The sequence below is a fragment of the Thiocapsa marina 5811 genome (assembly GCF_000223985.1).
In the GTDB taxonomy this organism is placed as follows: domain Bacteria; phylum Pseudomonadota; class Gammaproteobacteria; order Chromatiales; family Chromatiaceae; genus Thiocapsa; species Thiocapsa marina.
Genome location: NZ_AFWV01000016.1, coordinates 67,830 through 94,664, shown reverse-complemented (window position 1 = coordinate 94,664; position 26,835 = coordinate 67,830). Strand labels below are relative to the sequence as shown.

Annotated in this window: 17 protein-coding genes; 7 read left to right on the top strand and 10 right to left on the bottom strand. The window is 66.0% G+C overall.

All coding sequences use genetic code 11. From position 1 onward, the window contains the following. Positions 1 to 187 precede the first annotated feature (187 nt). Together cls and THIMADRAFT_RS25025 are read right to left on the bottom strand one after the other, a co-directional pair. Positions 188 to 1,612 (bottom strand): cardiolipin synthase, encoded by a 1,425-nt coding sequence (cls, locus tag THIMADRAFT_RS20665; RefSeq protein WP_007195056.1) that lies wholly within the window; start codon positions 1,610 to 1,612, stop codon positions 188 to 190. Next, entirely contained in the window at positions 1,609 to 1,947 is a 339-nt protein-coding gene (locus THIMADRAFT_RS25025; protein WP_007195055.1) for a hypothetical protein, read from the bottom strand. Before THIMADRAFT_RS25025 ends, cls begins: the two co-directional genes overlap by 4 nt. Positions 1,948 to 2,206: 259 nt before the next feature. Here THIMADRAFT_RS25025 and THIMADRAFT_RS25020 point away from each other — a divergent pair, with 259 nt between their 5' ends. Together THIMADRAFT_RS25020 and THIMADRAFT_RS20655 are read left to right on the top strand one after the other, a co-directional pair. Then, on the top strand, positions 2,207 to 2,977 hold the full coding sequence (locus THIMADRAFT_RS25020; RefSeq protein ID WP_007195054.1) for a GNAT family N-acetyltransferase: 771 nt from the start codon (positions 2,207 to 2,209) through the stop codon (positions 2,975 to 2,977). Next, positions 2,974 to 3,528 (top strand): gamma carbonic anhydrase family protein, encoded by a 555-nt coding sequence (locus THIMADRAFT_RS20655; RefSeq protein WP_007195053.1) that lies wholly within the window; start codon positions 2,974 to 2,976, stop codon positions 3,526 to 3,528. The genes THIMADRAFT_RS25020 and THIMADRAFT_RS20655 overlap by 4 nt, the downstream gene beginning before the upstream one ends. A gap of 254 nt (positions 3,529 to 3,782) precedes the next feature. Here the strand turns inward: THIMADRAFT_RS20655 and THIMADRAFT_RS20650 are convergent, their stop codons facing one another. The 3 genes from THIMADRAFT_RS20650 to THIMADRAFT_RS25015 form a co-directional block, all read right to left on the bottom strand. After that, positions 3,783 to 4,751: a transglutaminase family protein gene (locus THIMADRAFT_RS20650; protein ID WP_007195052.1), complete on the bottom strand. Its 969-nt coding sequence runs from the start codon at positions 4,749 to 4,751 to the stop codon at positions 3,783 to 3,785. After that, positions 4,748 to 7,336 (bottom strand): circularly permuted type 2 ATP-grasp protein, encoded by a 2,589-nt coding sequence (locus THIMADRAFT_RS20645; protein ID WP_007195051.1) that lies wholly within the window; start codon positions 7,334 to 7,336, stop codon positions 4,748 to 4,750. Before THIMADRAFT_RS20645 ends, THIMADRAFT_RS20650 begins: the two co-directional genes overlap by 4 nt. Before the next feature lie 77 nt (positions 7,337 to 7,413). Continuing rightward, positions 7,414 to 10,290 (bottom strand): sensor domain-containing protein, encoded by a 2,877-nt coding sequence (locus THIMADRAFT_RS25015; RefSeq protein ID WP_233490310.1) that lies wholly within the window; start codon positions 10,288 to 10,290, stop codon positions 7,414 to 7,416. Positions 10,291 to 10,466: 176 nt separating this feature from the next. Here THIMADRAFT_RS25015 and THIMADRAFT_RS20635 point away from each other — a divergent pair, with 176 nt between their 5' ends. After that, positions 10,467 to 13,247 carry an AMP-binding protein gene (locus THIMADRAFT_RS20635; RefSeq protein ID WP_007195049.1) on the top strand — a complete coding sequence of 927 codons (2,781 nt, stop codon included), beginning with the start codon at positions 10,467 to 10,469 and terminating at the stop codon, positions 13,245 to 13,247. Between the two features lie 340 nt (positions 13,248 to 13,587). Here THIMADRAFT_RS20635 and THIMADRAFT_RS25010 read toward each other — a convergent pair whose 3' ends face one another. From THIMADRAFT_RS25010 to amrB, 4 genes are all read right to left on the bottom strand, one after another. Further along, positions 13,588 to 14,394 (bottom strand): universal stress protein, encoded by an 807-nt coding sequence (locus tag THIMADRAFT_RS25010; protein WP_007195048.1) that lies wholly within the window; start codon positions 14,392 to 14,394, stop codon positions 13,588 to 13,590. Then, the gene (locus tag THIMADRAFT_RS20625) at positions 14,391 to 16,826 is read right to left on the bottom strand and encodes a Lon protease family protein (protein WP_007195047.1); all 2,436 of its coding nucleotides are present in this window, start codon (positions 16,824 to 16,826) and stop codon (positions 14,391 to 14,393) included. Before THIMADRAFT_RS20625 ends, THIMADRAFT_RS25010 begins: the two co-directional genes overlap by 4 nt. A gap of 69 nt (positions 16,827 to 16,895) precedes the next feature. Continuing rightward, positions 16,896 to 17,525 (bottom strand): AmmeMemoRadiSam system protein A, encoded by a 630-nt coding sequence (gene amrA / locus THIMADRAFT_RS20620; RefSeq protein ID WP_139052929.1) that lies wholly within the window; start codon positions 17,523 to 17,525, stop codon positions 16,896 to 16,898. Next, the gene (gene amrB, locus THIMADRAFT_RS20615; RefSeq protein WP_007195045.1) at positions 17,503 to 18,288 is read right to left on the bottom strand and encodes an AmmeMemoRadiSam system protein B; all 786 of its coding nucleotides are present in this window, start codon (positions 18,286 to 18,288) and stop codon (positions 17,503 to 17,505) included. Before amrB ends, amrA begins: the two co-directional genes overlap by 23 nt. Before the next feature lie 304 nt (positions 18,289 to 18,592). Between amrB and amrS the strand changes: the two genes are divergently transcribed. From amrS to THIMADRAFT_RS20600, 3 genes are all read left to right on the top strand, one after another. After that, positions 18,593 to 19,705: an AmmeMemoRadiSam system radical SAM enzyme gene (gene amrS, locus THIMADRAFT_RS20610; RefSeq protein ID WP_007195044.1), complete on the top strand. Its 1,113-nt coding sequence runs from the start codon at positions 18,593 to 18,595 to the stop codon at positions 19,703 to 19,705. Positions 19,706 to 19,820: 115 nt separating this feature from the next. Beyond that, positions 19,821 to 21,026 carry a hypothetical protein gene (locus THIMADRAFT_RS20605; protein WP_007195043.1) on the top strand — a complete coding sequence of 402 codons (1,206 nt, stop codon included), beginning with the start codon at positions 19,821 to 19,823 and terminating at the stop codon, positions 21,024 to 21,026. Positions 21,027 to 21,190: 164 nt separating this feature from the next. Beyond that, positions 21,191 to 22,555 (top strand): NAD(P)/FAD-dependent oxidoreductase, encoded by a 1,365-nt coding sequence (locus THIMADRAFT_RS20600; protein ID WP_007195042.1) that lies wholly within the window; start codon positions 21,191 to 21,193, stop codon positions 22,553 to 22,555. Between the two features lie 249 nt (positions 22,556 to 22,804). Here THIMADRAFT_RS20600 and THIMADRAFT_RS20595 read toward each other — a convergent pair whose 3' ends face one another. Further along, the gene (locus tag THIMADRAFT_RS20595; protein ID WP_007195041.1) at positions 22,805 to 24,703 is read right to left on the bottom strand and encodes an amidohydrolase; all 1,899 of its coding nucleotides are present in this window, start codon (positions 24,701 to 24,703) and stop codon (positions 22,805 to 22,807) included. Between the two features lie 571 nt (positions 24,704 to 25,274). Here THIMADRAFT_RS20595 and zwf point away from each other — a divergent pair. Next, complete coding sequence (zwf, locus tag THIMADRAFT_RS20590; RefSeq protein ID WP_007195040.1) at positions 25,275 to 26,822, top strand: glucose-6-phosphate dehydrogenase; 1,548 nt, start codon at positions 25,275 to 25,277, stop codon at positions 26,820 to 26,822. Positions 26,823 to 26,835: the final 13 nt, after the last annotated feature.

Sequence of the window (26,835 nt, the reverse complement as noted above, 5' to 3'; positions counted from 1 at the left end):
ACCGCGTCCGGAGCGATATGCTCATCTTCGAGTGAATTCGACGTTCGATGCATCCATGGCCCTTTGCGGGGGACGCGGTTTAAGATTTTAGATTTTTTAATATTCTAAACCGCGCCGACTCCAACGCACGTCAAGTCTGCCGGGGCCGATCCCATCCAAAGACATGGCATACCGTCCCGGGCGCGGTTTATAGGATCGGCCCCAGCATGGCGATGCTGTTGTTCAGGAGTCGGCGTCCCGGCCCCCAGGCCGCGACCGTCTCGGCATCGACGGGGCGGGATCGGGCGATGTAGCTGTCCTGGCGCTCGCGCATGGTCGCCGTGAGCGCCGGATCGTAGACGAGGATATTGTTCTCGAAGTTGAGCTCGAAGCTGCGCCTATCCATATTGGCCGAGCCGATCAGGGTGACCGCCCCGTCCAGGGTCAATGACTTGGTGTGCAGGAGTCCGCCTTCGAACTCGTAGATCCGCACCCCGGCGGCGAGCAGATCGGCGTAATAGCTTCGGCTGGTCGCACCCACGACGAACGAATCGTTGCGGGCCGGAAAGACGATGCTGGTCTTCACGCCCCGATAGGCCGCACCGCAGAGTGCGCTCTGCATGGCTTCATCGGGGACATAATACGGTGTCGAAATCACCAGCTCCTCGCGTGCACTGTAGATCAGGGATGCGAACAGCTCGGGCATCGCCGAGGCGCGCACCGTCGGTCCGGTCCCGATCACTTGTGCCGCGAATCCCTCGCCCGCAGCCTGCACCGGACGGCGCAGCAGCGCATCGATGTCGTCGTCGACATGCGCCAGCCAGTCGCTCGCGAACAGGATCTGATTCTGGCGTGCGATCGGTCCCTCGAAGCGCATCATGGCGTCGACCCAGGGGGCATATTTGGCCTTGATACGGAACTCGGGATCGGCGCAGTTCTGGCTTCCGCAATAGGTGATGCTGTCGTCGATCACCAGGATCTTGCGATGGTTGCGCAAATCGATGCGGCCACCGAGCGGTCGCAGTACGGGGTTGGAGATCGGCAGTGCGCGCGCCAGACTCACGCCCGCGTCCGCCATCCGCTTCCAATGGATCGAATGGATCAGCCGACGCGAGCCCAGATCGTCCGCCATGGCACGACAGGTGACACCGCGCAGGGCCGCGCGCTCCAAGGCCGCGACCATCGACAGCCCGTTGTTGTCGGGCAGCCAGATGTAGAAGTTCACGTGGACGTGATCGGTTGCGGCATCGATGTCGGCGACCATGGCATCGATCGTGGCGTTGGAGTCCGCCATCAGGGTCGCCCGATTGCCGCCGACCGGGGCAAAGCCGCTGATGGATTCCCCGAGTCGAAACAGGTGCCGATAGCTGTCCGGGATTTCGGGCGGGCCAAGCTGGCGATCGAACGTGCTCGCTAATTCGGGAACCTGCGAAAAGATGCGCCGCATCCGCTCGCCGCGATGTCGCCCGAGATTCACCTCTCCGAGCAGGACATAGGCGACCGCACCGACCACCGGTACTGCAAGGATGACCACGACCCAGGCAACCCGCGATGCCGGTTGCCGATTCGGCCGCAGCAGAACCCGGATGACCAGTCCGATTTGGATGAGCAGATGCAGGATCAGGATGATCATGGATTCGGCCCTCTCGGGAAGGCCTCGGTCCAGAGACCGATTCCCATGACCAGGAAGGCAACGGCCAGGGCGACACAGGCCAGCGCCGCGATCAGGGTCGCGATCTCGCTGCCTTGACTGCGTCGGTGCTTGAAGCCCCAAAACGCGCCGCCGGCGGTGATCAGAAAACCGAATTCGCCGATGAAGAGTCGGGTGAGCAAGGGCATCCCGCGCGCCGCCTGAGTGTCCATCTCACCGCCCGGCGTACCGACCGGACCCCCGCCCAGCGCAAGCACGAGCGCAAGGACCAGGCCGAGACCTGCCGCAGCCCAGGTAAAAGGGAATCGTTTGCTCATGCGCGTCCTCGCCTCTGCGGCTTCCGAGACGCCTATTGTGCACCATACCGAGCGCACGTGGGTTTATCGCCGCATCGCACGCCGCCTGCGGTGGGTTACGAGCCGTCGTCCTGTCGGTTCGGATTGAACCATCGCGACGCGCCGTCATCTTATGTTGCAGTGCACAAAAACGACGCGTATGCCCGGTGGCGGTCTCGATCTCGGAGACCGGCCGGACGGCGTATCGGGCCGGTGCGTCGAGAATCCGGAGAGCCTTGCGATGACCATCAATATCGAGCGTGCCCATACCCGAGCCTCGCCTCGCGGCGAGGTCGTGCGTCTGAAGGACGGTACCTTTTGTCGGATGCGTCCGATCGAGGGAGGCGATTCGGCAATCCTGACGGCGTGTTTCGAGGGGCTTTCGGATGCGTCGCGCCGATTGCGGTTCTTCGGGGCGAAGCGCGCATTGACCGACGCGGATCTGGCGTATCTGACAGGTGCGGACGGGCGCGATCATCTCGCCTTCGCGGCGGTCCGTGGGCCGGTGTCTGGCGCTCAGGCGGAGGTTCTCGGCGCGGCTCGGTGCATCCGTTCCACACCGGGATCGGACACGGCGGAGCTGGCGATGGCCGTCGTCGACCGGGCACAAGGCAAAGGGGTGGGAACCGCGCTGCTGGAGCATTTGATCGTCGAGGCGCGGGAACAGGGGATCCGGCGCTTTCGCTGCGAGGTCCTCGCCGACAACGAAGGGATGCGCGCGCTGGCCAAACGGCTCGGCGGCCATGCGGTCTGGCTGGACGACGGCACGCTGGAGTATGACTGCGCGCTGCCCGAGGCCCTGTTGACTCACGGCGCTTCGGAGCTGGACCGGGCCCGGGAAACGGGGGCCCGGTCCGCTCCGGATAGCGTTCCACCGCGCACCGCGGGTGTGATCGCACCGGTCTGGACCGCGGCATGGGAGCGGGTCACCGGGGTCTCGATCGCCTTGTTCGAGACCGCGGCCCTGCTCTGGTACGATCACGCGAGTCGCATTGAACGCCGATTGCCATGACACACATCCGCTCGTTCGAAGGCAGGTGCCCGAAGATCGATCCATCCGCTTGGGTCGACGAGACCGCGGTCGTGATCGGCGAGGTCACGCTTGGCGCGGAGGCCTCCGTCTGGCCCGGATGCGTGATCCGAGGGGATATCCATCGCATCGAGATCGGCGCACGGACCAACATTCAGGACGGGAGTGTTCTGCATGTCTCGCATGAGAGCCGATTCATGCCCGGAGGGGCGCCGGTGGTTGTCCACGAGGATGTCACCGTCGGTCATCAGGTGGTCTTGCACGGGTGCGAGATCCGTCATCACTGTCTGATCGGTATCGGGGCTCGCGTGCTCGATCGTGCGCTGCTCGAGCCCTTCACGTTACTCGGTGCCGGGTCTTTGGTGACGCCGGGCCAGGTCTTGGAGGGCGGCTATCTCTGGCTCGGCGCACCGGCGCGGCGGGTGCGTGCGCTGACGGATCGCGAGCGCGAGTACCTGGTGTATGTCGCGCAGAACTATGTGCGGCTGGCGGACCGGTACCGGGCGGAATCCACTCATGCAGCGACGCAATAGACCGGCAGGGATCGGTGGGGTGTTTGCGTTCGGGAAGCCGGGTTCAACCGCGCTCTACCCGACCTAAAAACCCGCGTCCGGGTGAGGGTTTCCGGGTTGCTTGGTCGGGCGGGCTGCGTTGCCCTGCGGAAACCTGTCGGAAACGAGCGGAGCACGGAATCCAATCGTTGTCGTTGTCGTTGTCGTAATCGACAAGACAACGACGCCAAGGTGACTCTATCGTCGAGTCGTATTCCTTCTTGTCGAACCCTTCACTAGCGACCTTGCGGCTGGGGCGGCAGAGCCGAGGTCGGGGGTCGGGGGGCGGGGTCCGGCGCCTCTCCGACATCGGCGACCTCGCTCACCGCAGGCTCCACGCGATTCACGTCCACCGCCACGCGCAGCTCATGGGTTCCCCCGCCGTAGAAGATCCCGCGCAGCGGCGTGACGTCCTGGAAATCGCGACCGACGGCCGTGGTGATGTGCTGCTCGCCGGGGATCTGATCGTTGGTGGGGTCGAAATCGATCCAACCCAGGTTGGGAATGAGCACCGAGAACCAGGCATGCGAGGCGTCGGCGCCTTGGAGCTTGACCTGTCCCGGCGGCGGGAGTGTTTCCAGATAGCCGCTGACATAGCGGCTTGCGAGTCCAAGCCCGCGCAGACCGGCGATGGCGACGTGCGCGAAGTCCTGGCAGACGCCTTTGCGCTGCTCCATCACCTCGGCGAGCGGCGTGGCGATGGTCGTGGAGGTCGGGTCGTAGACGAAGTCGCGGAAGATACGCCCCATCAGCTCGACCGTCGCCTCCAAGATCGGGCGTCCCGGTGAAAAGGATTCGGCTGCGTAGGCCAGCGCGTCGGGATCCGGCGGTACGAGCGGCGAGGAGAGGGTAAAGATCCGCAGGTCGGTCATGGGTTCGTCGTAGCGATCGTGCAGGCGATCGACGATCCGCTCCCAGGGTTGAGTCGCCTCGGGTTGCGGCAGGGTCGGCGCGACGACCTCGACCTCGCTCTGGGCGCGCACCTCAAGTGCATCGTGGGCCTGCTGAATCGAAAAATAGCTCACCCGGTTCCCGAAGAAATCCTCGTGCTCGCGATGAACCGCCGGCCAGGGGTCGACCCGGATCTGGCTGGACAGGCAGCGCTGGCGCGCCGTCTGGGGTGGCTTTAGATGCGCGATGCTGTGGCACAGCGACACCGGCTCGGCATACTCGTAGCGGGTGACGTGATTGATCCGGAATCTCATGAGGCGCCCCGCGCCGCGGCTCGGCGCAGCAGGCTGTGCGGCTGCTCTTCGTGCCTGAAATACTGGGCGGTGATGGCGTCCGAGATGGCGGCGCTTTGCCGATCCAGCTCGGCGAGCATCGCGGCGAGCGCGGCGCGTCGGGCGCCTGCCTTGTCGGGCTGAACCATGCTGTCGATCTCGGCCAAGCGGATGCCTGTGAGCCCTTTGAGGACGTGCTTTTCCACCGCGGTGCGCCCGACGGCCATGTCGCCGCGAGGCAGCTCCGAGACCAGGCGTTCGAGCTGCACGAGCTGATAGGCGAGGGCACGCGGGTTGCCCTCGTCCTGAAAGACCAGATCAAGGAGCGCGCCGATCCGGGTGCCGGCGCGATAGCGTCGGCGGTAGGTGATGAGGCTGTCGGTCACGCCGAGAACCGCCTCGATCACCATGTTCTCGTCCGCCTCGCCGGCGATCGGAACCAGCATGGAGCGAAGGAGGCTTGCGGTGGAGGCGGCGCGCTCGAGACGGCGTCCGATCTCGAGGAAGTGCCAGCCTTCGTTGTGGGTCATGTTCTCTTGGGTCAGGGCCGAGAAGGCCACCAACGAGGTGATCAGCGGATCGAGCTCGTCGAGCGCGAGCGAGAGCTGACCGGGCGCTTCATGGGTCAGATTGCCGAGATGGGCCTCGATGTCGCTCACGATGCGCCAGGTGTCGGCCGAGAGACGGTCACGGACCGAATAGGCGGCTTGACCCAGGGCTTGGAGCGTCTGCGGGAGACCGCCCAGGCGTGCGGGGTCGGAGATGAGCGAGAGCATCTCGGGCACGGGGTTGCGCAGACGCTCGGCCGCGCCGGTCCCGATAAACCCGGGGAACGACTGGGTTTGATTGGTCAGTGCCTCCAGGAGCGAGCGCAGACAACAGGAGTCCCCTGTCGAGGCGGCATAATCGCTGCGCTCCGAGAGCTTGAAGATGGTGATCCGCAGCAACCGCACCAATCCCTCGGCACGCTCGGCATAGCGACCGATCCAGAACAGATTGTCGGCGACCCGGCTGGAGACCTCGCTCTCCTGCGTGACCGCGGGGGTGTGCATCTCGGTCGTGACCAGCAGGCTTTCCTGGCGCTCCGGCTCCGAGGCGACGACCCAGACGTCCTTGGCCAATCCGCCGAGCTGGTTGGAATTGAGCGCGGCATCGTTGGTGGGTGTGACCCGCCCGAGACCGCCGGGCATGACCGCGTAGCCGTCTTCCTCGGCGGTCAAAAAGGTCCGCAGCACGCTGGGTCTGGGTTCGAGGTGCTGTCCGATGAGGGCCGGGGCGGTCGACGTCTTCACTCGCTCCTGGGCGATGTAGCTGTGGGGGCGTTCCCGGATGGCCTGGAGCAGGGCCGCGCGGGCGGGTGCATCCAGCGTCTCGGGGAAGAGGCAACGTTCTCCGTGGCGCTTGTTCAGGGGCTTGATGACGAGCTGATCGAGACGGTCCAAGACCCGGGTCAGCGAATCCGGATCGCCGCACCACCAGGTCGGAATGTCGGGGATCTGCAGCTCCTCGCCGAGCAGCTCTCGACACAGGCTCGGCAGGAAGGCCGGGAGCGCCGGGTGCTCGAGGATGCCGCTCCCCAAGGCGTTGGCGATCACCAGGTTGCCGGCCCGTACCGCTTGGACCAAGCCCGGCACGCCGAGGAACGAATCTTCGCGCAGCTCCAGGGGGTCGCACCAACCGTCGTCGACGCGCCGCAGGACGGCATCGATGCGCTCGAGCCTTCCCAGTGTGCGCAGCCACAGCGCCCCGTCGCGCACGGAGAGGTCCCCGCCTTGGACGAGCGTAAACCCGAGGTAATTGGCCAGATAGGCGTGCTCGAAGTAGGCCTCGTTCTCGGGTCCCGGGGTGAGGACCACGACGCGCGCATGCTCGGCCCGTCGCGGTGCGAGACGCGTCAAGGTGCGCCGGATCGAACGAAAGAAACCGGCAAGGCGATGCACATGCGAATCGCGGAACATGCTGGGCAGAACCCGCGACAAGACGACGCGGTTCTCGAGCGCATAGCCGAATCCGAGCGGGCTCTGGGTGCGGTCGCCGATGATCCGCCAATGCCCGTCGGGTGTGCGGGTCAGATCGGCCGCGTACTGGATCAGGGGGCGATGACCGGCGACCTCCACACCGTGGCAAGGCAGCAGATATTCGGGACTGGCGTCGAACAGCTCGGCCGGCAAGAGACCGCTGCGGATCAGTCTGCGCGGCCCGTAGAGGTCGAGCAGGATCTGATTGAGCAGGTCGGCACGCTGAATCAATCCGCGCTCGAGGTCGGCCCATTCCTCGCTGCGAATGAGCAGCGGCAGCAGGTCCAGCTCCCAAGGGCGGGACATCCCGCGCGGCTCGGCATTGAGGTTGTAGGTGACGCCGTTGTCGCGGACCATGCGGGTCGCTTCGCGCCAACGTGCCTCGATGCCGCTCGGCCCGAGCGTGCGCAAGGCATCGAGAACATATTGCCAGTGCGGGCGCACCTCGCCCTCGACCGTGCGCATCTCGTCGTAGCGCTCGGGCAAAGGCGTATAGGCATCGACCAAACCCGACTGCTCGAGTAAGGGTGCCAGGTCGGGGACAGACATGGGCCTGGGCTCTTTCCGGGACGTTGGCCCTGGATTAGACACGTCATGCCCGGGTGTCGCAAGGTGCGATTAGGGCGTCATACGAGCGGAAGACGGGGCTCGACGGGCGCGTCGGTAGGAGGTTCCGAGATTTGGAGCAGGCAGCGCTCGTAGTGGGGCGCTCGCAGCGGCGGCGCGAAAAGGTCGCCCTGCGCCTCGAGGCACCCCAGATTGAGCAGGATGAAACGCTGGCGGTCGTCGCGCACGCCGTCTGCCGTCACGTCGATGTCCAAGGCTTGTGCCATGGCGATCAGGGCTTGGACGATGGCCAGATCGTCCGGCGAGTCCGGCATGGCGTCCACGAAGTTGCGATGAATCTCGAGCCTGCGGATCGGAAGCCGACGCAGTACTTGCGGCGCAAGCCAGCTTGTGCCGACCTCGCTTAAGGCGACACCTACGCCGAGTCGGTGCAATCCGTTGATGACCTCGCGGGCCTGCTCCGGGTGTTTGAACAGGAGCGACTCGGCGAAGCTCAGCTCGAGGCGACCGGCGTCGAGCTCGTTGCTGCGAAGTAGCCGCTCGAGTGAGGGGACCAAATCGAAGCGCGTCAGCTGGGTTTCGGAAATGCTCACGGAAAGGACCCCGATCGGCGTGCCTCTGAGGGTCCAGTCCCGCAACTGACGGCACGCCTCGGCGAGGATCCACTGACCCAGCTCGACCGTCATGCCCCCGGATTCGACCAGTGCGAGGAGCCGTTCGTGCGCGACCGGTCCCAGGTCCGGCTGGTGCCAGCGCAATCGGAGCTCGGCGCCGGGCCAGCGCCCCGTTTCCAGATGGACACGCGGTTCGAACAGCAGCTCGATCTCGCCTGTTTCGAGCCCGCTGCGCAGCATCTCGGCGAGGCGCTGCCGCGCGGTCGATGTGCCGACCGGCGGCTCGGAATAGATCCGGAAGGCATCGCGTCCGCCGTGCTTGACGTTGCTCAGCGCCGTTGCGGCGTGTGCGAACATCACGTCGGTGTCGTTGCTTGCGCAGGCCTCCAAGGCGATCCCCATGCTCATGGTGACGAAGACCTGATGTCCTCGCACCGTCATCGGCGCTTGCAGCGCCGAGCGGATGCGCCGCGCGATCTCCTGCGCCTCTGTCTGGGTCTGGATCCCCTCGAAGAGGAGTCCGAATTGATCGCCGCTCAATCGTGCCAGGGTATCGGCCGGGCGAATGGTCTCGCGCAGGCGCAGTCCCACCGCACGCAGCAGCTCGTCGCCGATCTGGTGGCCGAGGCTCGCGTTGATGTTCGCGAAACGATCGAGATCGAGCAGGAAGAGCGCGACCGGGGTGCGATTGCGCCGTGCCGGATCCATCGCATAGGCCAGGCGCGAGTCGAACAACAGGCGGTTGGGCAGTTTGGTCAAGGGGTCGTAGTGGGCAAGGTACTCGACGTGCTTCGGCCCGTTGGCGGAGACGGGGCGCTCGGCGAAGACGCCGACGAAATTGGTGACCTTGCCGCGGCCATCGAGGACGCGTCGGATATGCAGCCTCTGCAGATAGATCTCGCCGTCCTTGCGCCGGTTCCAGATCTCGCCTTCCCAGACGCCTTGTTTGACCAGCCGACGCCACATGCGGGTGAAGAAGCTCTTGGTGTGCCAGTGGGAGTTGAGCAGGTTGGGCTTGCGTCCGAGGACCTCGGCCTCCGCATAGCCCGTGATCCGGCTGAACGCGGCGTTCACGGCGACGATGCGCCCGTCCGCGTCCGTCATCAAGACGCCGTCCGAGGTTGCGGCGTAGACCACCGCGGATTGAAGGAGACGCCGCTCGGAGTCCCGCACGCTGGTCACGTCGCGGATGTTGACGACGATCCCCGTTACCTTGTCCTCGTGGTCGCGATGGGGAAAGAGTCTGACCTCGGACTCGCGGGCTTGACCGTCCGGTCCGCTCTCGTAGATGTCGTCGACGACCGGGTGCCCCCCGTCGAGGCAGCGCCCGAGGTTGCGATAGACGAGATCGCTGAGCGGACCTTGACCTTCGACCTCCTGCAACGACTTGCCGAGCGCGTTCTCGCCCGTCTGTCGGATCGCCGTCAGGAAGGCCGCATTTGCGGCGAGCAGACAGCATGCGCGGTCTAGGAAGGCGATGCGGTCGGGGGAAGCGGAGACGATGTCGTAATAGCGGGCAAGTGCTTCTTCGGCGGCACGGCGTTGCGTGATGTCCATGACCACGCCGGCGAGCTTGGGTGCGCCGTCGGAGTCCGCAAGCTCCAAGCGGCCGGCGCTCTCCGCCCAGCGCAGGGTTCCGTCGGGACGGATGATGCGATGGCGAAACCGGAAAGGGACGGCGGCCTCGATGGCCTGCTGAACCGCGGCCCTCGCCAGGTCACGGTCATCGGGATGGATCCGCAGAAACACGGCGTCCAGGGTGACCTCCGTGTCGGGCTCGAGGCCCCAAATCTCGTACCAGGTGCGCGAGGCCAGGGTGCGACCGGTCGCAACGTCGATCTCCCAGTTGGCGACCCTCGCGAAGGCCTGCGCCTCGTCCGCGGGGAGCTTCGACTGAACAGGCGTGCTCGCGACGGCGCGCTCCTCGAGGAGGATGCCCACAACGGCAGCCACGGGCGCGTTGCCCGAAGCGAGGCGCGAGAACCGCATGACCGTTCTGAGGGGTCGCCCCGCGCGAGTCCGCAAACACAGGCTGTGCGACATCTCGGCCTCGCCCGAGGCCAGAAAATCGTCGACGCGTGCGGCATCCTCGGCGTCGACCAGGTCTCTGAAGTTGAGATCGCCCGTCAAGCCTTGCGGGTAGCCGAGAAGGGTCGAAAAGACCCGGGTGGCCGCGGCGACCTGTTGATGTGCGTCGAGCACGACGGCACCGCAGGGCAGTGCCTCGAGCAGCCTGCGCAGCTCGACGGCACTCTGCGGCGACGAGTCGACACGCGTGGTGTGCTCCTTTGTCTCGTGATCCCGATGCATGAGAGGTAACATTGCGATATGCGATGGCAGCCGATTCGCCATTATATGCAGGAAAACGAGTAGGGTTTTATTGTAACTATTCACCTTCACGGCCTGCCCGCATGCGGGTTATGCTCGGGCTATTTTCGTGTAAGACTTCAGGCCGGAGAAGGGTTCGAATCACAGCCTTCGAGGAATCGGAATCGTCCATGACGGGATCCACTCAGGACGACGAGCGTGCGCAACGACTCCTGTCGATTCTGTCTAGCTTTGCGCGCGAGTCGAGGGTGCCGGTTCCCCCGGACGGGATCGATCTGGATACGCGGTTGGAGGCCGATCTCGGACTCGATAGCCTGGGTCGCTCCGAGCTGATCGCACGGATCGAGAAGGGTCTCGGGGTCAGGCTCTCCGAGCATGCGCTCTCCGCGGCGACTGCCCGAGACCTCATGGGTTTTCTGCTCGAAGGGTCGGGGGACGCCCCCGATGTCGGGTTTGCCGTCGCGCCCGCGCGTGCCGCCGAGGGTCATCCGGCCTCTGCATTGACCCTTTTGGATGTGCTGGATCGCCATCTGCAAGACCACGCGGAGCGGATTCACATCCTGTACGAGGGTTCGGATACGGGTGCGCAGCGGATCAGCTATCGGTCGCTCGCCGACGGCGCCGCACGGGTCGCCGCGCGTCTGCAGGCAGCCGGATTGCGTCCGGGCTCGACCGTGGCCCTGATGCTTCCGACGGGGTCGGATTACTTCAACAGCTTCTTCGGCGTCCTCATGGCCGGCGGCGTTCCGGTGCCCATCTATCCGCCGAGCCGACCCCAGCAGATCGAGGAGCATCTGCGTCGTCACGCCCGGATCCTCGACAACGCAGGTGCGACCTTTCTCATCACGGTCCCGGAGGCGCGGGCCATCGGCCGCGTCCTGCGGGTTCAGGTCCGCTCGCTGCGGGGCATCGTGACGCTCGAGGGCCTCGAGCAGGAAACGCCGAGCGAGACCCGCGCGCGCCCCGCGCCGCAGGACATCGCCTTTCTCCAGTACACCTCCGGCAGTACCGGCGATCCCAAGGGTGTGGTTCTGACCCATGCGGACCTTCTCGCAAATATCCGCGCCATGGGCGAGGTCGTACAGGTCGCGCCCGACGACGTCTTCGTCAGCTGGTTGCCGCTCTATCACGACATGGGGTTGATCGGTGCGTGGCTCGGCAGCCTGTACTACGGCATTCCGCTGGTCTCGATGTCCCCGCTTGCCTTCCTGGCCCGTCCGGTGCGTTGGTTGGAGGCGATCCATCGCCACGGCGGGACCATCTCGGCGGCTCCGAACTTTGCCTACGAGCTCTGCCTGACCCGGATCACGGATGCCCAGATCGCCGATCTGGACTTGAGCCGCTGGCGCTGGGCGCTCAACGGAGCCGAGCCCGTCAGTCCCGAGACCTTGCGTCGATTCGCAGCGCGATTTGCCCCCGCCGGTCTGCGCTCCGAGGCGCTCGCGCCCGTCTATGGTCTGGCCGAGGCGGCGGTCGGGCTGGCGTTTCCCCCGGCGGGACGCGGGCCTCGGATCGATTGTATCGATCGCGACCGATTTGCCCGCGCGGGCTATGCGTTGCCGGTCGGCTGCGAGGACCCGCAGGCGATGGAGGTCGTCGCCTGCGGTCGCGCGCTCCCGGGCTATCGGGTGCGCGTGGTCGACGAAGCGGGTCGCGAGCGACCGGAACGCCATGAGGGCTTGCTCGAGTTTCAGGGGCCATCCGCGACCCGCGGCTACTATCGCAACCCGGCGGCCACGCAGGCACTCATCCGCGACGGCTGGCATTCGACCGGCGATCGCGCCTATCTGGCGGGCGGCGACATCCATCTGACCGGTCGTGTGAAGGATCTCATTATCCGCGGCGGGCGCAACATCTATCCCTACGAGGTCGAAGAGGCCCTCGGCAAAGTCGACGGGGTGCGCAAGGGTTGCGTGGTCGCATTCGCGGCCTTGGATCCGGAGCTGGGCAGCGAGCGGCTGGTGATCCTGGCCGAGAGCAAGGAGCGTGACCCGGCGCGTCGTGCCGAGCTGGCCCGCCGGCTGCGCGAGCGTGCGACCGATGTTCTCGGACTGCCGCCCGACGAGCTGCTGCTGGTGCCGCCGCGTGCGGTGCTCAAGACCTCGAGCGGCAAGCTGCGACGCGCCGCGACGCGGGATCGCTATCTCGCCGGCCGGCTCTCCGAGCAGGTGCGTCGCCCCGTTTGGCAGTTGATGCGGGCCGCTGCGTCCGGACTTCGTACACGGGCTTCGAGCCTGCCGGGCCAACTCTATGCGGGGTACGCTTGGGCGGTGTTCTACCTGATCGCGCCCTGGTTCTGGATCGGCATCATGGCGAGTCCGAGTCCACGTCTGCGGTGGTCGATGGCGCGGTTCGGCATTCGACTCCTGCGCCGATCGACCTTCATGCGACTCACCGTGACGGGCCGGGAGCATCTCCCGCCGAAGGGGCATCCCTTTGTCTTGGTCGCCAATCATCAAAGCTATCTCGATGGTTTGGCCTTGGCCGAGGCGTTGGAGCGTCCGATCGGCTTCGTCGCGAAGAGCGAGCTCCTCGCGCGGCCGATCGTGGCGGCCTTCATGCGACGGATGGGAGCGAATTTCGTCGATCGCTTCGATCCGCATGCCGGGAGTGCCGAGTCCGCGCGCTTTGCCGAGATGCTGGCTCGCGGCGACACCTTGGCGTTTTTTCCCGAAGGCACCTTCCGCGAGCAGCCCGGGCTCTTGCCCTTTCGAATGGGCGCATTCGCCGCCGCCGCTCGGGCCGGCGTGCCTCTTGTTCCCGCGGTGCTGCGAGGGACACGCGAGCTGATGCCCGGCGACCGATTTTCGCCCCGTCCCGGACACGCCGAGGTCCTGATCGGTCCGCCCATCCAGCCCGACGGGGACGATTGGGAAGCCGCGATCGGATTGCGCGACCGCTCGCATGCCTGGATTGCGGAGCGAGTGACCGGCTTCGGTGGTCCTGATTAGACAGAATCGTCCGCCAGGCTCACGGAATAAGCCACCGATCGGCGCAGGCTGCTCCCTGATCCACTATCGGACGGAGCCTGCCATGACCATGCATCGAACCCGCTGGTCTCCGGCTGCCCCAACGGGGCTCACCACGCGAGCCCGGGGCAACGCCCCGGGACACGACCCCCATCCGAAGCCCTGAAGGGACGGCCCAACGCTTCTTGCCGCATGCAAGGGTTCCGCGGCCTTGACGGTGCCTTCCTCAGAGAAGCTTGACCAGAGCGGCGATCGCGGCGACGTGGGCGAACATCAGCGGGATGAGCCATTCGAGTCGATCGACCTTGGAGCGCACGATCGCTCAGCGTCCGATCACCACCGGACAGCCCAGGCTCTCCAGACTGTTCCAGAGCGAGGCGCGTGCCAGGAGCGGATTGGTCTCGTCGAGGATGAGCAGATCGATGCCGAGCTTCCCGACCGTCGCCGAGAGACCGGCCGCATCGGCGCCCTCCAGCGACACGAGGCGAGTCTGCTCGTGCAGGGTTGCGAGCTGCTCGAGCACGCGGCCGCGCAGCGTGGCCGTATCCGCGGAGATCTCGGGTTGCAGGATGACCACGAGGTTCGCGGCATGTCGGACCACCAACTCCAAGGCGATCGCGAGGGCGCGCGTGGCCCCCTCGCTGCCGGAATAGAGCACGCCGACGAGGGGGCCGCCGTTCCGCGGCTTGGGGGCGATCGGCCGCGGTCGCCGTCGCAGCGGGGCAAACCGTCCGATTCGCCCCAACGCGAAGAGCTCCGCATCGAGTGCGGCACCCAGGATCTCGGCCTCGAGATCGCCGCGCCAGACCCGGAACGACCAGTTCACACCCAGCTCGACAGCGGTGCGTTCGAGCCGTTCGCGAACGCCGCGTGCCGCCGCGCGTAGCTCGCGTTCGAGCCGTTCGGCGTCCAGGGCGCTCTCGCACAGTGTCGCGAGGCGCAGCTCGCGCAGAAAGGGCAGCCCGGCGAGACGCAGCAGCTCGGTGTCTTCGACAAAAACGCCCTCGAGCTCGGCGTCCAGAGCGGCGGCGATGCCGGCGGCCAAGGTCAGACCCTGTAGGCTGTGAGGGGAGGCGTCCAGTGCGACCGCGATCCGGCGGATTCGCCCGCTCGAGGCTTCGGTGCTCATGGTTCGGCCCCTTCACCCGATCGGGACTTGCCGTCCCGTGCATGCAGGGCCCGCAGGCGCTCGGAGAATCCGACCAGGCGGGCTTCGACACGCGCGTTGACGCTGCCGGCGGGGAAGGCCCCGTCGGATGCGCGCGTGCCGGCCGGCATCCCGGTCAGGATCTCGATCCCCTCGTCGATGTTCGCGATCGGGTAGACCGCAAAACGACCCCGAGCCACCGCCTCGCGCACATCGGCGCGCAGCATCAGGTGTTTGACGTTGGATGCAGGGATCAGGACGCCTTGTCCGTCGACCGAACCGCGTGCCGCGCAGACGTCGAAGAAACCCTCGATCTTCTCGTTGACCCCGCCGATCGCCTGGACCTCCCCGAGCTGATTGACCGAGCCGGTGACCGCAAGCGATTGGCTGATCGGCAGATCGGCGAGCGCGGAGAGCAGGGCGTAGAGCTCGGCGGAGGAGGCGCTGTCGCCCTCCACACCGCCGTAGGACTGCTCGAACACCAGGCTGGCCGAGAGTGAAAGCGGATAGTCAAGTGCATAGCGCCCGGCGATGAAACCCTGGAGGATGAGCACGCCCTTGGAATGGATGGGGCCGCCGAGCTTGACCTCGCGCTCGATGTCGATCAGCTCGCCTTTGCCGAGTCGCACGCGGGCGGTGATCCGGCTCGGATGTCCGAACGCGAATCCGCCCAGACTCATGACCGCGAGCCCGTTGACCTGACCGACCTTGCTGCCGCGCGTCTCGATCAGGATGGTTCCGCGGGTGGTTTCTTCGCGTAGCCGACGGCTGATGCGGTCGACGCGCTCGATCTTGGCGTCGATGGCGCGTTGGACGTCCTCTGCCCCGACCGTCTCGCGCCCGGCGGTCTTGGCCCAATAATCGCTCTCGCGCACCAGATCGCCGATGGAGCGCATGTGACTGGTGAGCCGCTCGTTGTCGTCGGCCAAGCGCGCACTGTGCTCGATCACCCGTGCGACCGCCGCGCGGTCGAAATGATGCAGCCCTGCGCGGCGCACCTCGGAGGCGATAAAGCGTGCATAGACCAGATGGCTCTCCGGACCGCGCTCGAGCTGATCCTCGAAATCGACGGCGACCTTGAACAGCTCGCTGAATTCCGGGTCCAGCTCGCAGAGCAGATAGTAGATGTGCCGCTCGCCGAGCATCACGATCTTCACATCCAGGGGGATCGGCTCGGGCTCCAGCGACAGGGTGCTGATGAGGCTGGTGATCTGGGCGAGCGACTCGATGCGGATCTCGGCGGCCTGCAGGAGGCGCTTTAGGGTCTCCCAGGCGAAGGGTTGCATCAGCAGCTTGAGTGCATCGACGATCAGATAGCCGCCGTTGGCCTGATGCAGCGCGCCGGCGCGGATCATGGTGAAGTCCGTCTCCAGCGCGCCGAGGTGGGCGCGGTGCTCGATGCGGCCGACCAGCTGATGATGCGCCGGCAGATCCGCGTAGACGACCGGGGCGCCGCCGTTCTTGTCGTGTCCGAGGAGGACGTTGACGCGGTAGCGTTGATGCCAGGGCGGGCCGTCGGTGTTCTGCGGGATCCAGATCCCGAGCAGCTGCGGCTGCTTGTCGTGATCGGGAAGAAACTGGCGGAAATTCTCCACGACATCGTCCTGGACCTGATTGAGGTAGTCGACGACGGCCTGGAGATCGGCGTATTTCTCGCAGAGTCCCTCCATCAGGCTCTGGATGGCGGCGGCGGCCATCTCGCGATTCAGCGCTTCGATCTGCTCGTCCGAGCGCTTCTTCCAGAGCGGCATTTGGTGCAATGCCTTGCGCATCTCGGCCTGAAGGCTGTTGATGTCCTCCTCGATCCGGGCGCGTTCGTCTTCCGATAAGGCATGGAACTCGTTCGGTCCGAGCGGCTTGCCGTCGCGCAACGGCGCGAGGGTGAACCCGGTCGGGGTCTGCAGGAGGATGACGTCCTTCTCCTTGGCCAGCTCGCGGATCTCGCCCATGGCACGCTCTTGGCGTTCCTCGAGCTCTTCTTCGAGCGCCTGGGTGCGGGTCCGGTATTCGTCGCTCTCGAACAGCGCCTGGATCGCCCGATGCAGGTCTTCGACCAGCTGGTCCATGTCGCGCTTGAGCTCAGCGCCCTTGCCGGGCGGCAGACGCAGCGCGCGCGGGCGATGTGCGTCCTCGAAATTGAAGACGTAGCACCAGTCCGGCGGAACTGCTTCGCCGTGGGCGCGCTCCTCGACCGCGCTCCGGAGCAAGGCGTACTTGCCGGTCCCCGAAGGGCCGAGTGCGAAGAGATTGTAGCCCTCGTGATGAATGCCGATTCCGAAACGAACCGCCGCGATCGCGCGATCCTGCGCGATCAGTCCGTCGCGCACATCGAGATCCGCCGTGGTCTCGAATTGGAGCTGCTCGGGGTCGCAGCGTCGATAGAGCGCGGTCGCTTCGAGTGAGGCAATGGGCATGATCTGACTCGGGTCAGGGTGAAGATCGACGCCCTGCGGCATCGAGACGGGATTCGAGAGGGCAGCCCTTCATGCGGAGCGACGGCCCTCGCCGAAGGCCTCCTCGATCGAGGCGCCGAACGATTCGGTCGCATAGCGGGAGACGGCGAGGGTATCCGACCAGTATCCCGACGGTAGACCCGCCTTGTAGCGCAGGTGCTCGAGGAACTCCGAGGGGCTCGGCAATTGCTCCCACACCGACGGCAGGAAGGTTCCGCGCCGACCGCGATCCTCCAGGATCAGCCCGTCGATCCCGGGTCTGATCTGCCCGAGCAGGTCGGCCTCCGAGCTGAACTGCATGGCGTGCGGCGGGGTCAGGACCGAGATGTGGATCTCGAGACGCGGCAGCTCGGCGCGCGTCAGGGGCGGGAAACGCGGATCTTGAAAGGCTGCTGCGAAGGCGTTGTGTGCCACATCCAGGACCAGCGGTCGAATCGCCTCCAGTACGCCGATGCAGCCGCGCAGAGCTCCGTCGATTTGGAGCGTCACGAAGGTCGCGCGCTCGGCTTGGAGCGCGGCCGGGTAGTCGTGCGGATCCGGTTCCAGGGGACAGCCCTGATTCAATCCGTGCTCGATCGATCGGGCGGCAATGCCGAGGAGCATCTGTCGTTCCTCGGTGCGGTAGGCAGGCGCGGCCTCAATGGAAAACATAGGCGCCATACCCGACCACCTGGTCGCGCGGACCTGCGGTATCGCCGGAGTTGCGTAGGTCGAGCGTGCGTGCGTGCAAGCCGCGTCGCCGTGCCAGCTCGAGCAGGCCATTCACCGGGATGCGCCCGCAGGCTTGCTCGTAATGGATGTCCTGCGGTTCGAGCGCCTCGATGGCCGTGGAGGTCGCCGTATCGAGCCGTTTCGCGGTGGCGTAATCGTAATAGTGGCTGAGGTCGGAGCTGACGACGATCAGCGTCTCCGGACCCCCCCAGAGCAGATCCAACACCTCGGCGACCTCCGCGGGACTGGTGTCGCCCACGACGAAGGGCACGAGCGTGAAGCGGTCGAGCGCCTCCTGCAGGAACGGGAGCTGGACCTCGAGGCTGTGCTCTTGGGCATGCGCCTCGTCCATGATCCGGACCTGCGGTAGCGCCAGCGCCGAATCGATCGCTGCGCGATCCAGATCGACCGAGCCGAGCGGCGTGTCGAAGCACTCCGCGCTGCTGGTCGCCAGACCACGCACGGGCACGCGATGGGCGGGTCCGAGAAGGACCACGCGGGTGATCGCCGCATGCGCCGGCAACAAGGTCGCATAGGCGCTGGCCGCGATCGAGCCGGAATAGATGTAGCCGGCATGGGGCGCGATCAGGGCCTTCGGCGGTGTGTCCCGAGCAGGCGCCTCCGCGAGATAACCGTCCACCATGTGTTTGAGCTCGCGTGGATCGCCGGGGTAAAAGAGACCGGCCACCGCGGGTCGTCGCGACAGTGTCATGGATGGTTCCTCCTGCACGCGTGGCGACGGTGTCGGGCACCGTCTCCGAGGCTGTGGTTTACACTCCAAGTATAGTCGGGATGCGTCGGGAGTCTCGCGGGCGACCCCGACGGGTGTCCGCATGGCCCTGCTTCTCGGCCCGATCGAAGCGCCGATGGAGGCCGCGCGCCGCAGCCGTTGCAGGCTTGCATTCGTCACCGGCTCTTCCACACTGAATAGAGAGATTGGCTCAACCGGCGTTCGGCCGCGGGGTCGAGCGCGATGGCGTGATCAAGTCTCGGCAACAGCCGAGCGGGAGGTTGCGATGAAGCCTGAAGCGATGCGTCGCGAGTCGGCGAACGGGGTCGTCCCGACGCGGTATTGGCACCGTCTCGACGATGGCCGAGTGCAGTGCGATCTCTGTCCGCGCTTCTGTCGGATCAAGGAGGGGCAGCGCGGCATGTGTTTCGTGCGCGCCTGCGAGCAGGGCGGGATCGTGCTGACCACCTATGGTCGCTCGTCCGGTTTCTGCATCGATCCGATCGAGAAGAAACCGCTGAATCACTTTCTTCCCGGGACCCCGGTGCTCTCGTTCGGGACCGCCGGCTGTAATCTGACCTGCAAGTTCTGCCAAAACTGGGACATGAGCAAGTCCCGCGAGATGGACACCCTCGCGGATGCGGCCGAGCCCGAGACCATCGCGCGGGCAGCCGAGTCGCTCGGCTGTCGCGGTGTTGCCTACACCTACAACGACCCGGTGATCTTTCACGAATATGCCATCGACGTGGCCCGGGCCTGTCGCGAACGCGGCATCAAGTCGGTCGCCGTGACCGCCGGATACATCTGTCCCGAGCCGCGGGTCGAATTCTTCGAGTGGATGGATGCCGCCAATGTCGACCTGAAGGGTTTCACCGATGACTTCTATCACCGGCTCTGCAGCGGTCATCTGCAACCCGTCCTGGAAACCCTGGAGTACCTGGTCCGCGAGACCGAGGTCTGGGTGGAGCTGACGACCCTGCTGATCCCCGGGGAGAACGATTCGGATGCCGAGCTCCAATCCATGACCCAATGGGTCGTCGAGCATCTCGGTCCGGATGTCCCGATGCACTTCACGGCCTTTCACCCCGACTACAAGATGTTGGATTATCCATCGACCCCGACATCCACACTGACCCGAGCCCGAGCCATTGCGCTCGAGAACGGCGTGCGTTATGCCTATACCGGCAACGTCCACGACAAGAATGGCGAGAGCACCTACTGCCACGCCTGCGGACAGACGCTCATCGGCCGGGATTGGTATCGGCTCTCGGATTGGAATCTGACCGCGGACGGACATTGCAACCGCTGCGGGGCTCCCTGCGCCGGCGTCTTCGAGCCCGCGCCGGGACAGTGGGGCGATCGTCGCCAGCCGGTTCGCCTGCGCGATTTCGCGGCCTGAACGCCGGTCGCGTCGGTCGGGAATGGGCGACCGCAAGGGTGGACCCCGTGTCGAGTCACCAAGAGGACGTCGGATCGGCAGGCGATCGGATCGCCGCGCCGGCCACCAGGTCACGATGATCACGATCACGGGATTCATCCATCGCGAGGCCCTGCACGACCTGATCGGACGCTGGATGCTCGATCGGTTCGAGCCGTCGGACCCGACGGCTCTACTCCGGTTGGTCCACTTCAACTCGGTGTACGTCGCGCGTTATCTCCCGCTGCTTGCACAGGGTCTGCTGCAGGGCTTGCACGGCGATCGGATCGCGCGGCGGACATGCTTCACCAAGGGTGACCTCAAGGACCAGCTCGCGGCCTACCTGCCGAGCTCCTCGGAGCGGGCAAGCCGGTTGGTTGCCGACTACCGGGCCGACCTCGGGCGCTTCTATCGCGAGACCCCGTTTCGGGGCACCCTCTATTTCGCAGAGTCCTGCGGTCAGCGTCGCTATGTGGGCTCGAGTCGCATCAAACGCATCCGACGGCTTGCCGAGAAGTCCGCGCGCAAGGTCGTCGATTGGCTCTGCGAAGAGATCATCCTGCAGGCTCGATCGGATCCGCAGATCTCGGATTCGGCTCGGACGAGGTGCGGCATCGCCGGACCGGCGCAAGACGACCTCTTCGCCGACCCGGATGCGCTCGACGCGCACGCGCGCCTGCTCTTGGATCGTCTGCGTGCGACGTCCTCGCCCTGTTGGCCCCATGATGTCGAGATCAACGACGTGGCCGGGATCAAGGTCGTCATGGAGCCGGGCATGCAGGCGCGACTCGCCGAGATCCTCGGCGGGCTTGGGTGTCGGCTGGTGGAGCGGGAGGTCCACAGGGGCGATTACCGTGCGGTGAATCTGCTCGTCGATTACGCTCCGGACAAGGAGCGCATTCTGGAGCAAGGGCTTCCCGAGAAGGTCGAGCGCGTCTTCCGGGACCAGGGCGTTTCGCCGCACGAGACCCGCAACCGCTTCGAGACCTTCGTGCGCAGCGGCGAGTCCGCCGTGCGCGTGGAGATCATTTGCTCGGACGCCGAGGAGACCTTGGAGAGCGAGATCGGCCGCTGTATGCACGAGGATCGCATCATCCGCCAGCGTCTCGGGCGGGCCTACCAAGGCCACCTGTCGCAAAACGTCGAGTTCCTGCTCGAGTACCTCTTCGCACTGCCCGCGGCACCCGAGGTTCGGCTCGAGCGCTTGCCCGTGCGGCTGCGGGAGTGTTATCTCCCGGACTACTTCGACGAGGTCAAGCGCGTTCTCTTTCGCGTTCCCTCCGTGGAGCTGAATCCGGAGTAACCCCGTGGATCATCGAGGGTCTAAACCGCGTCCAGAGCGAGATGCTCATTCTCGTTTTTTTACAATCTTAAACCGCGCCGGCTCCACCGGCCGTCAAATCTGCCGGGGCCGATCCCATCCAAAAACATCGCAGACCGCGCCGGGCGCGGTTTAAGGAGACGAGCATGCCGGCCAAAGCGTTCGACGTCGTCATCATCGGGGCTGGGCCCGCCGGGTTGTTCGCGGCCATGCGGCTCGCGGGCAAGATGAAGGTCCTGGTCATCGACCGCCGCCCGCGCCCGGGCGGGGCCGGCGGCTACACCGACGGCAAGCTCAACCTCTCCCCGCACATCGGGCTGGATCTTACCGAGCTCGGGTTGTCGGAGGAGGAGGCGACCCGTCGGATCGAGGAGGTGGATCGCATCTTTCTCGACCACGGGGCGGATCCGACGCTGCACGGGATGGACGAGGCGCGCGTTCAATGGTGGCTCGATCGCGTCTCCTGGGTGCGCCGACCCGCCTCGAAGGGTCGCTGGGATATCCAATTGGTCCCGGTGGTGCAGCGGCACATGGGGACCGACTTCGCGCACCGGGTCACCAAGGCGATGGCCGACACGGTCGAGCAACGCGCCGGCACCTTGATGCTGGGGACCGCCGTGACCGAGATCCGCCGCGAGATCGACGGCGGCTTCCTGATCGAGACCGCCGCGGGCGACTTCCGCGCGCCCTATCTGGTCTGCTCGCCGGGGCGCGAAGGTGCCTACTGGTTCCGGGAGAAGGCGCGGGCACTCGGGGTGCACACCGGCCACGGCGTGATCGACATCGGCTGCCGAGTCGAGATCGCCTCGGCGGTCTACGAGGAGATCACCGAGGTCCTCTACGACCCCAAGTTCATCTTCTGTACCCCGACGCATCAGGATCGCACACGGACCTTCTGCACCAATCCCGGCGGCCATGTCAGGATCGAGGAGCATGGCGATTTCCGCCTGGTCAACGGCGACGCGCTCAAAGCATCCAAGACGACCAACACCAACTTCGCGATCTTGAACACCGTGGGCATGACCGAGCCCCTGCAGGACACCACCGAGATGGGACAACAGGTCGCACGCTTCGCCAATTTTTGGGGCGGCGGCAACAGTCTCGTCGTCCAGCGCTGGGGCGATCTCATGGCCGGCCGGCGCTCCAAGACGGAAAGCTTCTTTTCCGCTCGGTCGGGCTTCGACAAATTGATGCCGACCCTGCCGCCCGGCCCCGGCGTGACGCCCGGCGACATCTCCTTCGCCTATCCCGGCCGGATCGTGCGCAACCTGCAGGAGAGCCTGGAGCTGCTCGCCCGTGTCATTCCCGGCGTCGCCCATCCATCGACCACCATCTATGTCCCCGAGATCAAGTTCTACGACGTCCGCTACCCCACCAGTCCCGAGTTGGAAACGGACGTGCCGGGACTCTTCGTCGCGGGTGACGGAGCAGGGAAGTCGCGCGGCATCGTGGGCGCGGCGGTCAACGGGCTGATGGCGGCGGAGGGGATACTGCGGCGGATCGGAGTCTGAACCGCGAAGGCGCAAAGAGCGCGATGGCTGTCGTCGGGTTGGCCGTGTTAAACGAGTCTGTAATCGGCTACTTACGGCCACTGGCCTCTCGGACGAGAGCGTCTGGTCGATGCAACAGACCGGACGTTGAATTCCCCAGCCTGCGGATGCGCACCTGCTCGATGAGTGCGGCGATGGCTTGCGGCGTCGGTGCCCGGCCGTCTGGACGAGCGCCCGAGGCCCCCCGTGCCTCGACGACGACCGGATGATTCAGCGCCCCGGCGCCGAGGCCATACCGTCGGAGAGGGCGAGGAAAAGGTCGGACAGGCAGGCGGTGGTGACGGCGGCCTTCTGCCCTGCAAGCACCTGGGACCAGGCGCTCGGCTGGATCATGCGCGGTGCATGGCTCGCGCCCGCGAGCGCCGCCATGGCGCGGGTGAAGCCCGGGTTCTCCGCCGCCCGCGCGGTCCGTGCGTCGAGACGGAAGACGGTGCGGCCCTCCTTGACCGTCTCCGTGACCGCCAGGGTGTCCAGCGTCTCCGGGTCCACCGCGGTGGGGTCGGCGGAGAGGATCACGAAGTCGGCGAGCTTGCCCACCTCGAGCGAGCCCTTGGTCGTCTCCTCGAAGTGCTGGTACGCGGGCCAGAGGGTCATGGCCTTCAGCGCCGTGATCACGTCCACCCGGTGCTGCGGCCCGACGACCACGCCCGAGCCCCGCGCCCGGCGTGTGACGGTGGCATCCAGCACGCGCATGGAGTCGGGGAAGGCGACCGGCGCGTCGTGGTGACTGGTGAAGATCATGTCGCGCTCCAGCACCCAGCCCGTGGGCGAGATGTTCTGCCCCTTCTCCGGGCCGACGGTGTGCTCCAGGTGCCAGTCGCCCCAGTAGAAGGTATGCATCGGGAACAGCGATGGGATGACCCCCAGCGCCTTGAAGTCATCGAGCTGGTCGGCCCGCACGAACTGGCCGTGAATCAGCGCCGGGCGCAGCGCACCGGCCTCCGGATGCCTGGCTGCGGCGGCGCGCTGGGCGGCGATGAGCAGGTCCATCGCACGCTCGCCGTTGGCATGGGTGATCAGCTGGATAGCGTTCTCCGCGGCCCAGAGCGCGGCATCGAAGACCTGCTCCGCGGTGGCCGCCGCATAGCCCGAGTAGCCCGGCGGATAGTTGCCCATCGGCTTGTAGTAGGGCTGGTCGCGCCAGGCGGTGAAGCCCTGCGGACTGCCGTCGATGGTGAGCTTGGCACCAGCGATGCGCAGGCGCTGGTCGTAGCCTGGGCTGACGCCGGCCTTGATGAAGTCGCGGTCGATGAGGACGTCCGGGTAGGTCACGACATCGATGGCGAAGCTGCCCTCGGCGGCGACCTCCCGCATGAGGCGCACGGTGTCCGGCGAGGACCGACCCTCCTGCGCCGTCGTGTAGCCGAAGCGCGCCCAGAGGTTGCTGCCCGCGCGCGCGAATTCCTTGAATCCCTCGGCCCCGATGGCGGGCAGGATCTTGAACAGCGCGCTGAACATGGCCAGCTCCTCCAGCACGCCGTTGGGCTCCTCGCTGTCCGCGCGCCGGCGGATGACGCCGCCCTCCGGGTCCTTGCTGGCCGCGGAGATGCCGGCGATCTCGAGCGCCTTGCTGTTCAGCACCGCGAGATGGCCGGACTGATGGATGATCAGGATCGGATAGTCATCGGAGACGGCATCCAGGTCGTCGCGTGTAGGATGGCGCAGCTCCGCGAGCTGGGCGTTGTCGTAGCCGAAGCCGATGATCAGCTTTGCCTTGTCCACCGCCGCCTGGTTGGCCGCAACCCAGTCACGCAACACCTGTTGCAGCGAGGCGATGCTCGTGACGTCACCGTCCGGCGGGGCGAGGAGATTGGCCGAGAGCGCCTGCAGCCCACCCATCATCATGTGGCCGTGGGCATCCACAAAGCCCGGAAGCAGCGCGCGCCCGTTCAGGTCGATGAGCCGGGTGTCCGGCCCGCGCAGCGGCATCACCTCCTCGCTGCTGCCCACCGCGATGATCCTGCCGTCCCGTTCCGCAATGGCCTCGGCGCGCATCGCCGCATCGTTCATGGTCAGGATGGGGCCGCCCGACCAGATGCGGTCCGCGGTTTGCGCGAAGGCGCTGGCGCTGGCCAGCAGCAGGGCGGCGGCCATGGTGAATCGGAACATCGGCGTCTCCCGGGGGGGCGGCGAGGGGTGGCCGCAAGCGGCGCAGGTGCCGGCATAGGCGAGGACCGGCGTCGCGTCGAACTCGCCGGGGATCCAGCCATCGCGGCTTACGGATTCGGAAATTCAACCGCCTCCGTGAGCCTGCGGCGGCGTCAGGACGAGAGGCTAGCGAGGGCCGGAAGGCTGGTCAAGGCTCAACCGAGAGCGGCGCGGACATCTCCGACGGGTCGTGAGCCTGCGTCCGGACCCCGGGTCGACGGTTACAGCAACGCGCGTCTTGCTGTCTCTCGGGTCGCCGGGAACAGCGACGGTCGAGCGCAATCAGCGCCGGCGCCTGGTCGATCCTTTGTGAAGATGGCGGTACCATTCTTTTTCGGGCAGCGTCTTCACTCTCGGTTCACTCTGCCCTTGAGCCGGAAGCGATTCGTCCGCATTACGCTTCGATCGGTATCATCTCGGGCCTCGACCGCGGCATCTCTTGACGCGAAGGTACTCGATTCTCACCGGCACGATCCCCTCGGCGCTGCTCAGCGAGAGGAATCGGCAGGAATCCGTGAAGAGGTAGACAGCCATGACCGAGAACCCGGCCGACTCGAACCCGTTGATGACCGGTCGAAACCAGTCATTGTTTCCGCAGGCTTGCACCATCGTGATCTTCGGCGGCGCGGGCGACCTGTCCCGGCGCAAACTGATCCCGGCACTCTACAATCTCGCGTTGGACGGCCTGTTGCCGACACAATTCGCAGTGATCGGGTTCGCCATCGACGAGATGAGCGATGACGCGTTTCGGGACTTCGCGCGCGAGGGCATCGAACGATTCTCGCGGCGCGAGCTGAGCGAGGAGGACTGGCTGGATTTCGCCGAGCATCTGTTCTATCAGCAAGGCGAGTTCAGCGAGGCCTCGGCCTATGCAACGCTAAGGATGCGTCTCGACGAGATCGAGCCGCGCTTCGGCATCTCCGGAAACCGGCTCTACTATCTCGCCATCCCACCCTCCTTGATCGATACCTGCGTCTTCGGGTTGAGGGACGCAGGCCTAGTGGCGCCGCCGGACCAGGATCTGCCCTTCACCCGTCTGGTTGTGGAAAAGCCCATCGGGCGCGATTTGCCCAGCGCGCTCGCCGTCAACCAGTCACTCCAGTCTTGTTTCGCCGAGCATCAGCTGTACCGCATCGATCACTATCTCGGCAAGGAGACGGTCCAGAACATCCTGGCCATGCGCTTCGGCAATTCGATCTTCGAGCCACTGTGGAATTCCAAATACATCGATCATGTGCAGATTACGGTGGCCGAGGCGGAGGGGGTCGGCACACGCGCGGGATATTTCGAGACGGCCGGCGCCCTGCGTGACATGGTACAGAACCATATCCTGCAGTTGCTCTCGTTGGTGGCCATGGAGCCGCCCTGGAGTATGCGCGCCGACGTGATCCGCGACCGACGACTGGACCTGCTGCAATGCCTCCGCCCGCTGCGCATCGACGAGGTCGAGCGGCATGTGGTGCGGGCTCAGTATTCATCGGGCTTCTTCCACGGCAAGAACGCGCCGGGTTATCGCCGCGAGAACGGCGTGGCCGCGGATTCGACCACCGAGACCTTCGTTGCCCTGCGTTTGTTCATCGACAACTGGCGCTGGGCGGGTGTGCCGATCTATATCCGGACCGGCAAGGCGATGCCGAAACGCGTCAGCGAGGTTGCGGTGCAGTTCAAGGCGGTGCCGCACATGCTGTTCAACACCGACACGGATCATCCGCTCGAGCCCAATGTGCTCGCGCTTCGCATCCAACCGGACGAGGGCTTGTCCCTGCGCATCGGCTCGAAGCTGCCGGGGCCCAAGGTGAAGATCTACCCGGTCAAGATGGACTTCCGCTACGGCTCGACCTTCGGCGACCAGTCGCCGGAGGCTTACGAACGCCTCCTGCTCGATGTGATGGCGGGCGATGCGACCTTGTTCATGCGCGACGACGCGGTGGAGGCGTCCTGGAACTGGATCCAGCCCATCCTCGATGCCTGGGAGGCGAGCGGCGAGCGCTGGTTGCCGGAATACCCGGCGGGCAGTTGGGGGCCGATCGAAGCCGATCGGCTGATCGACGCCGACGGCTGCGCCTGGCGTCAACTCTAAAGACGGGTCGCCG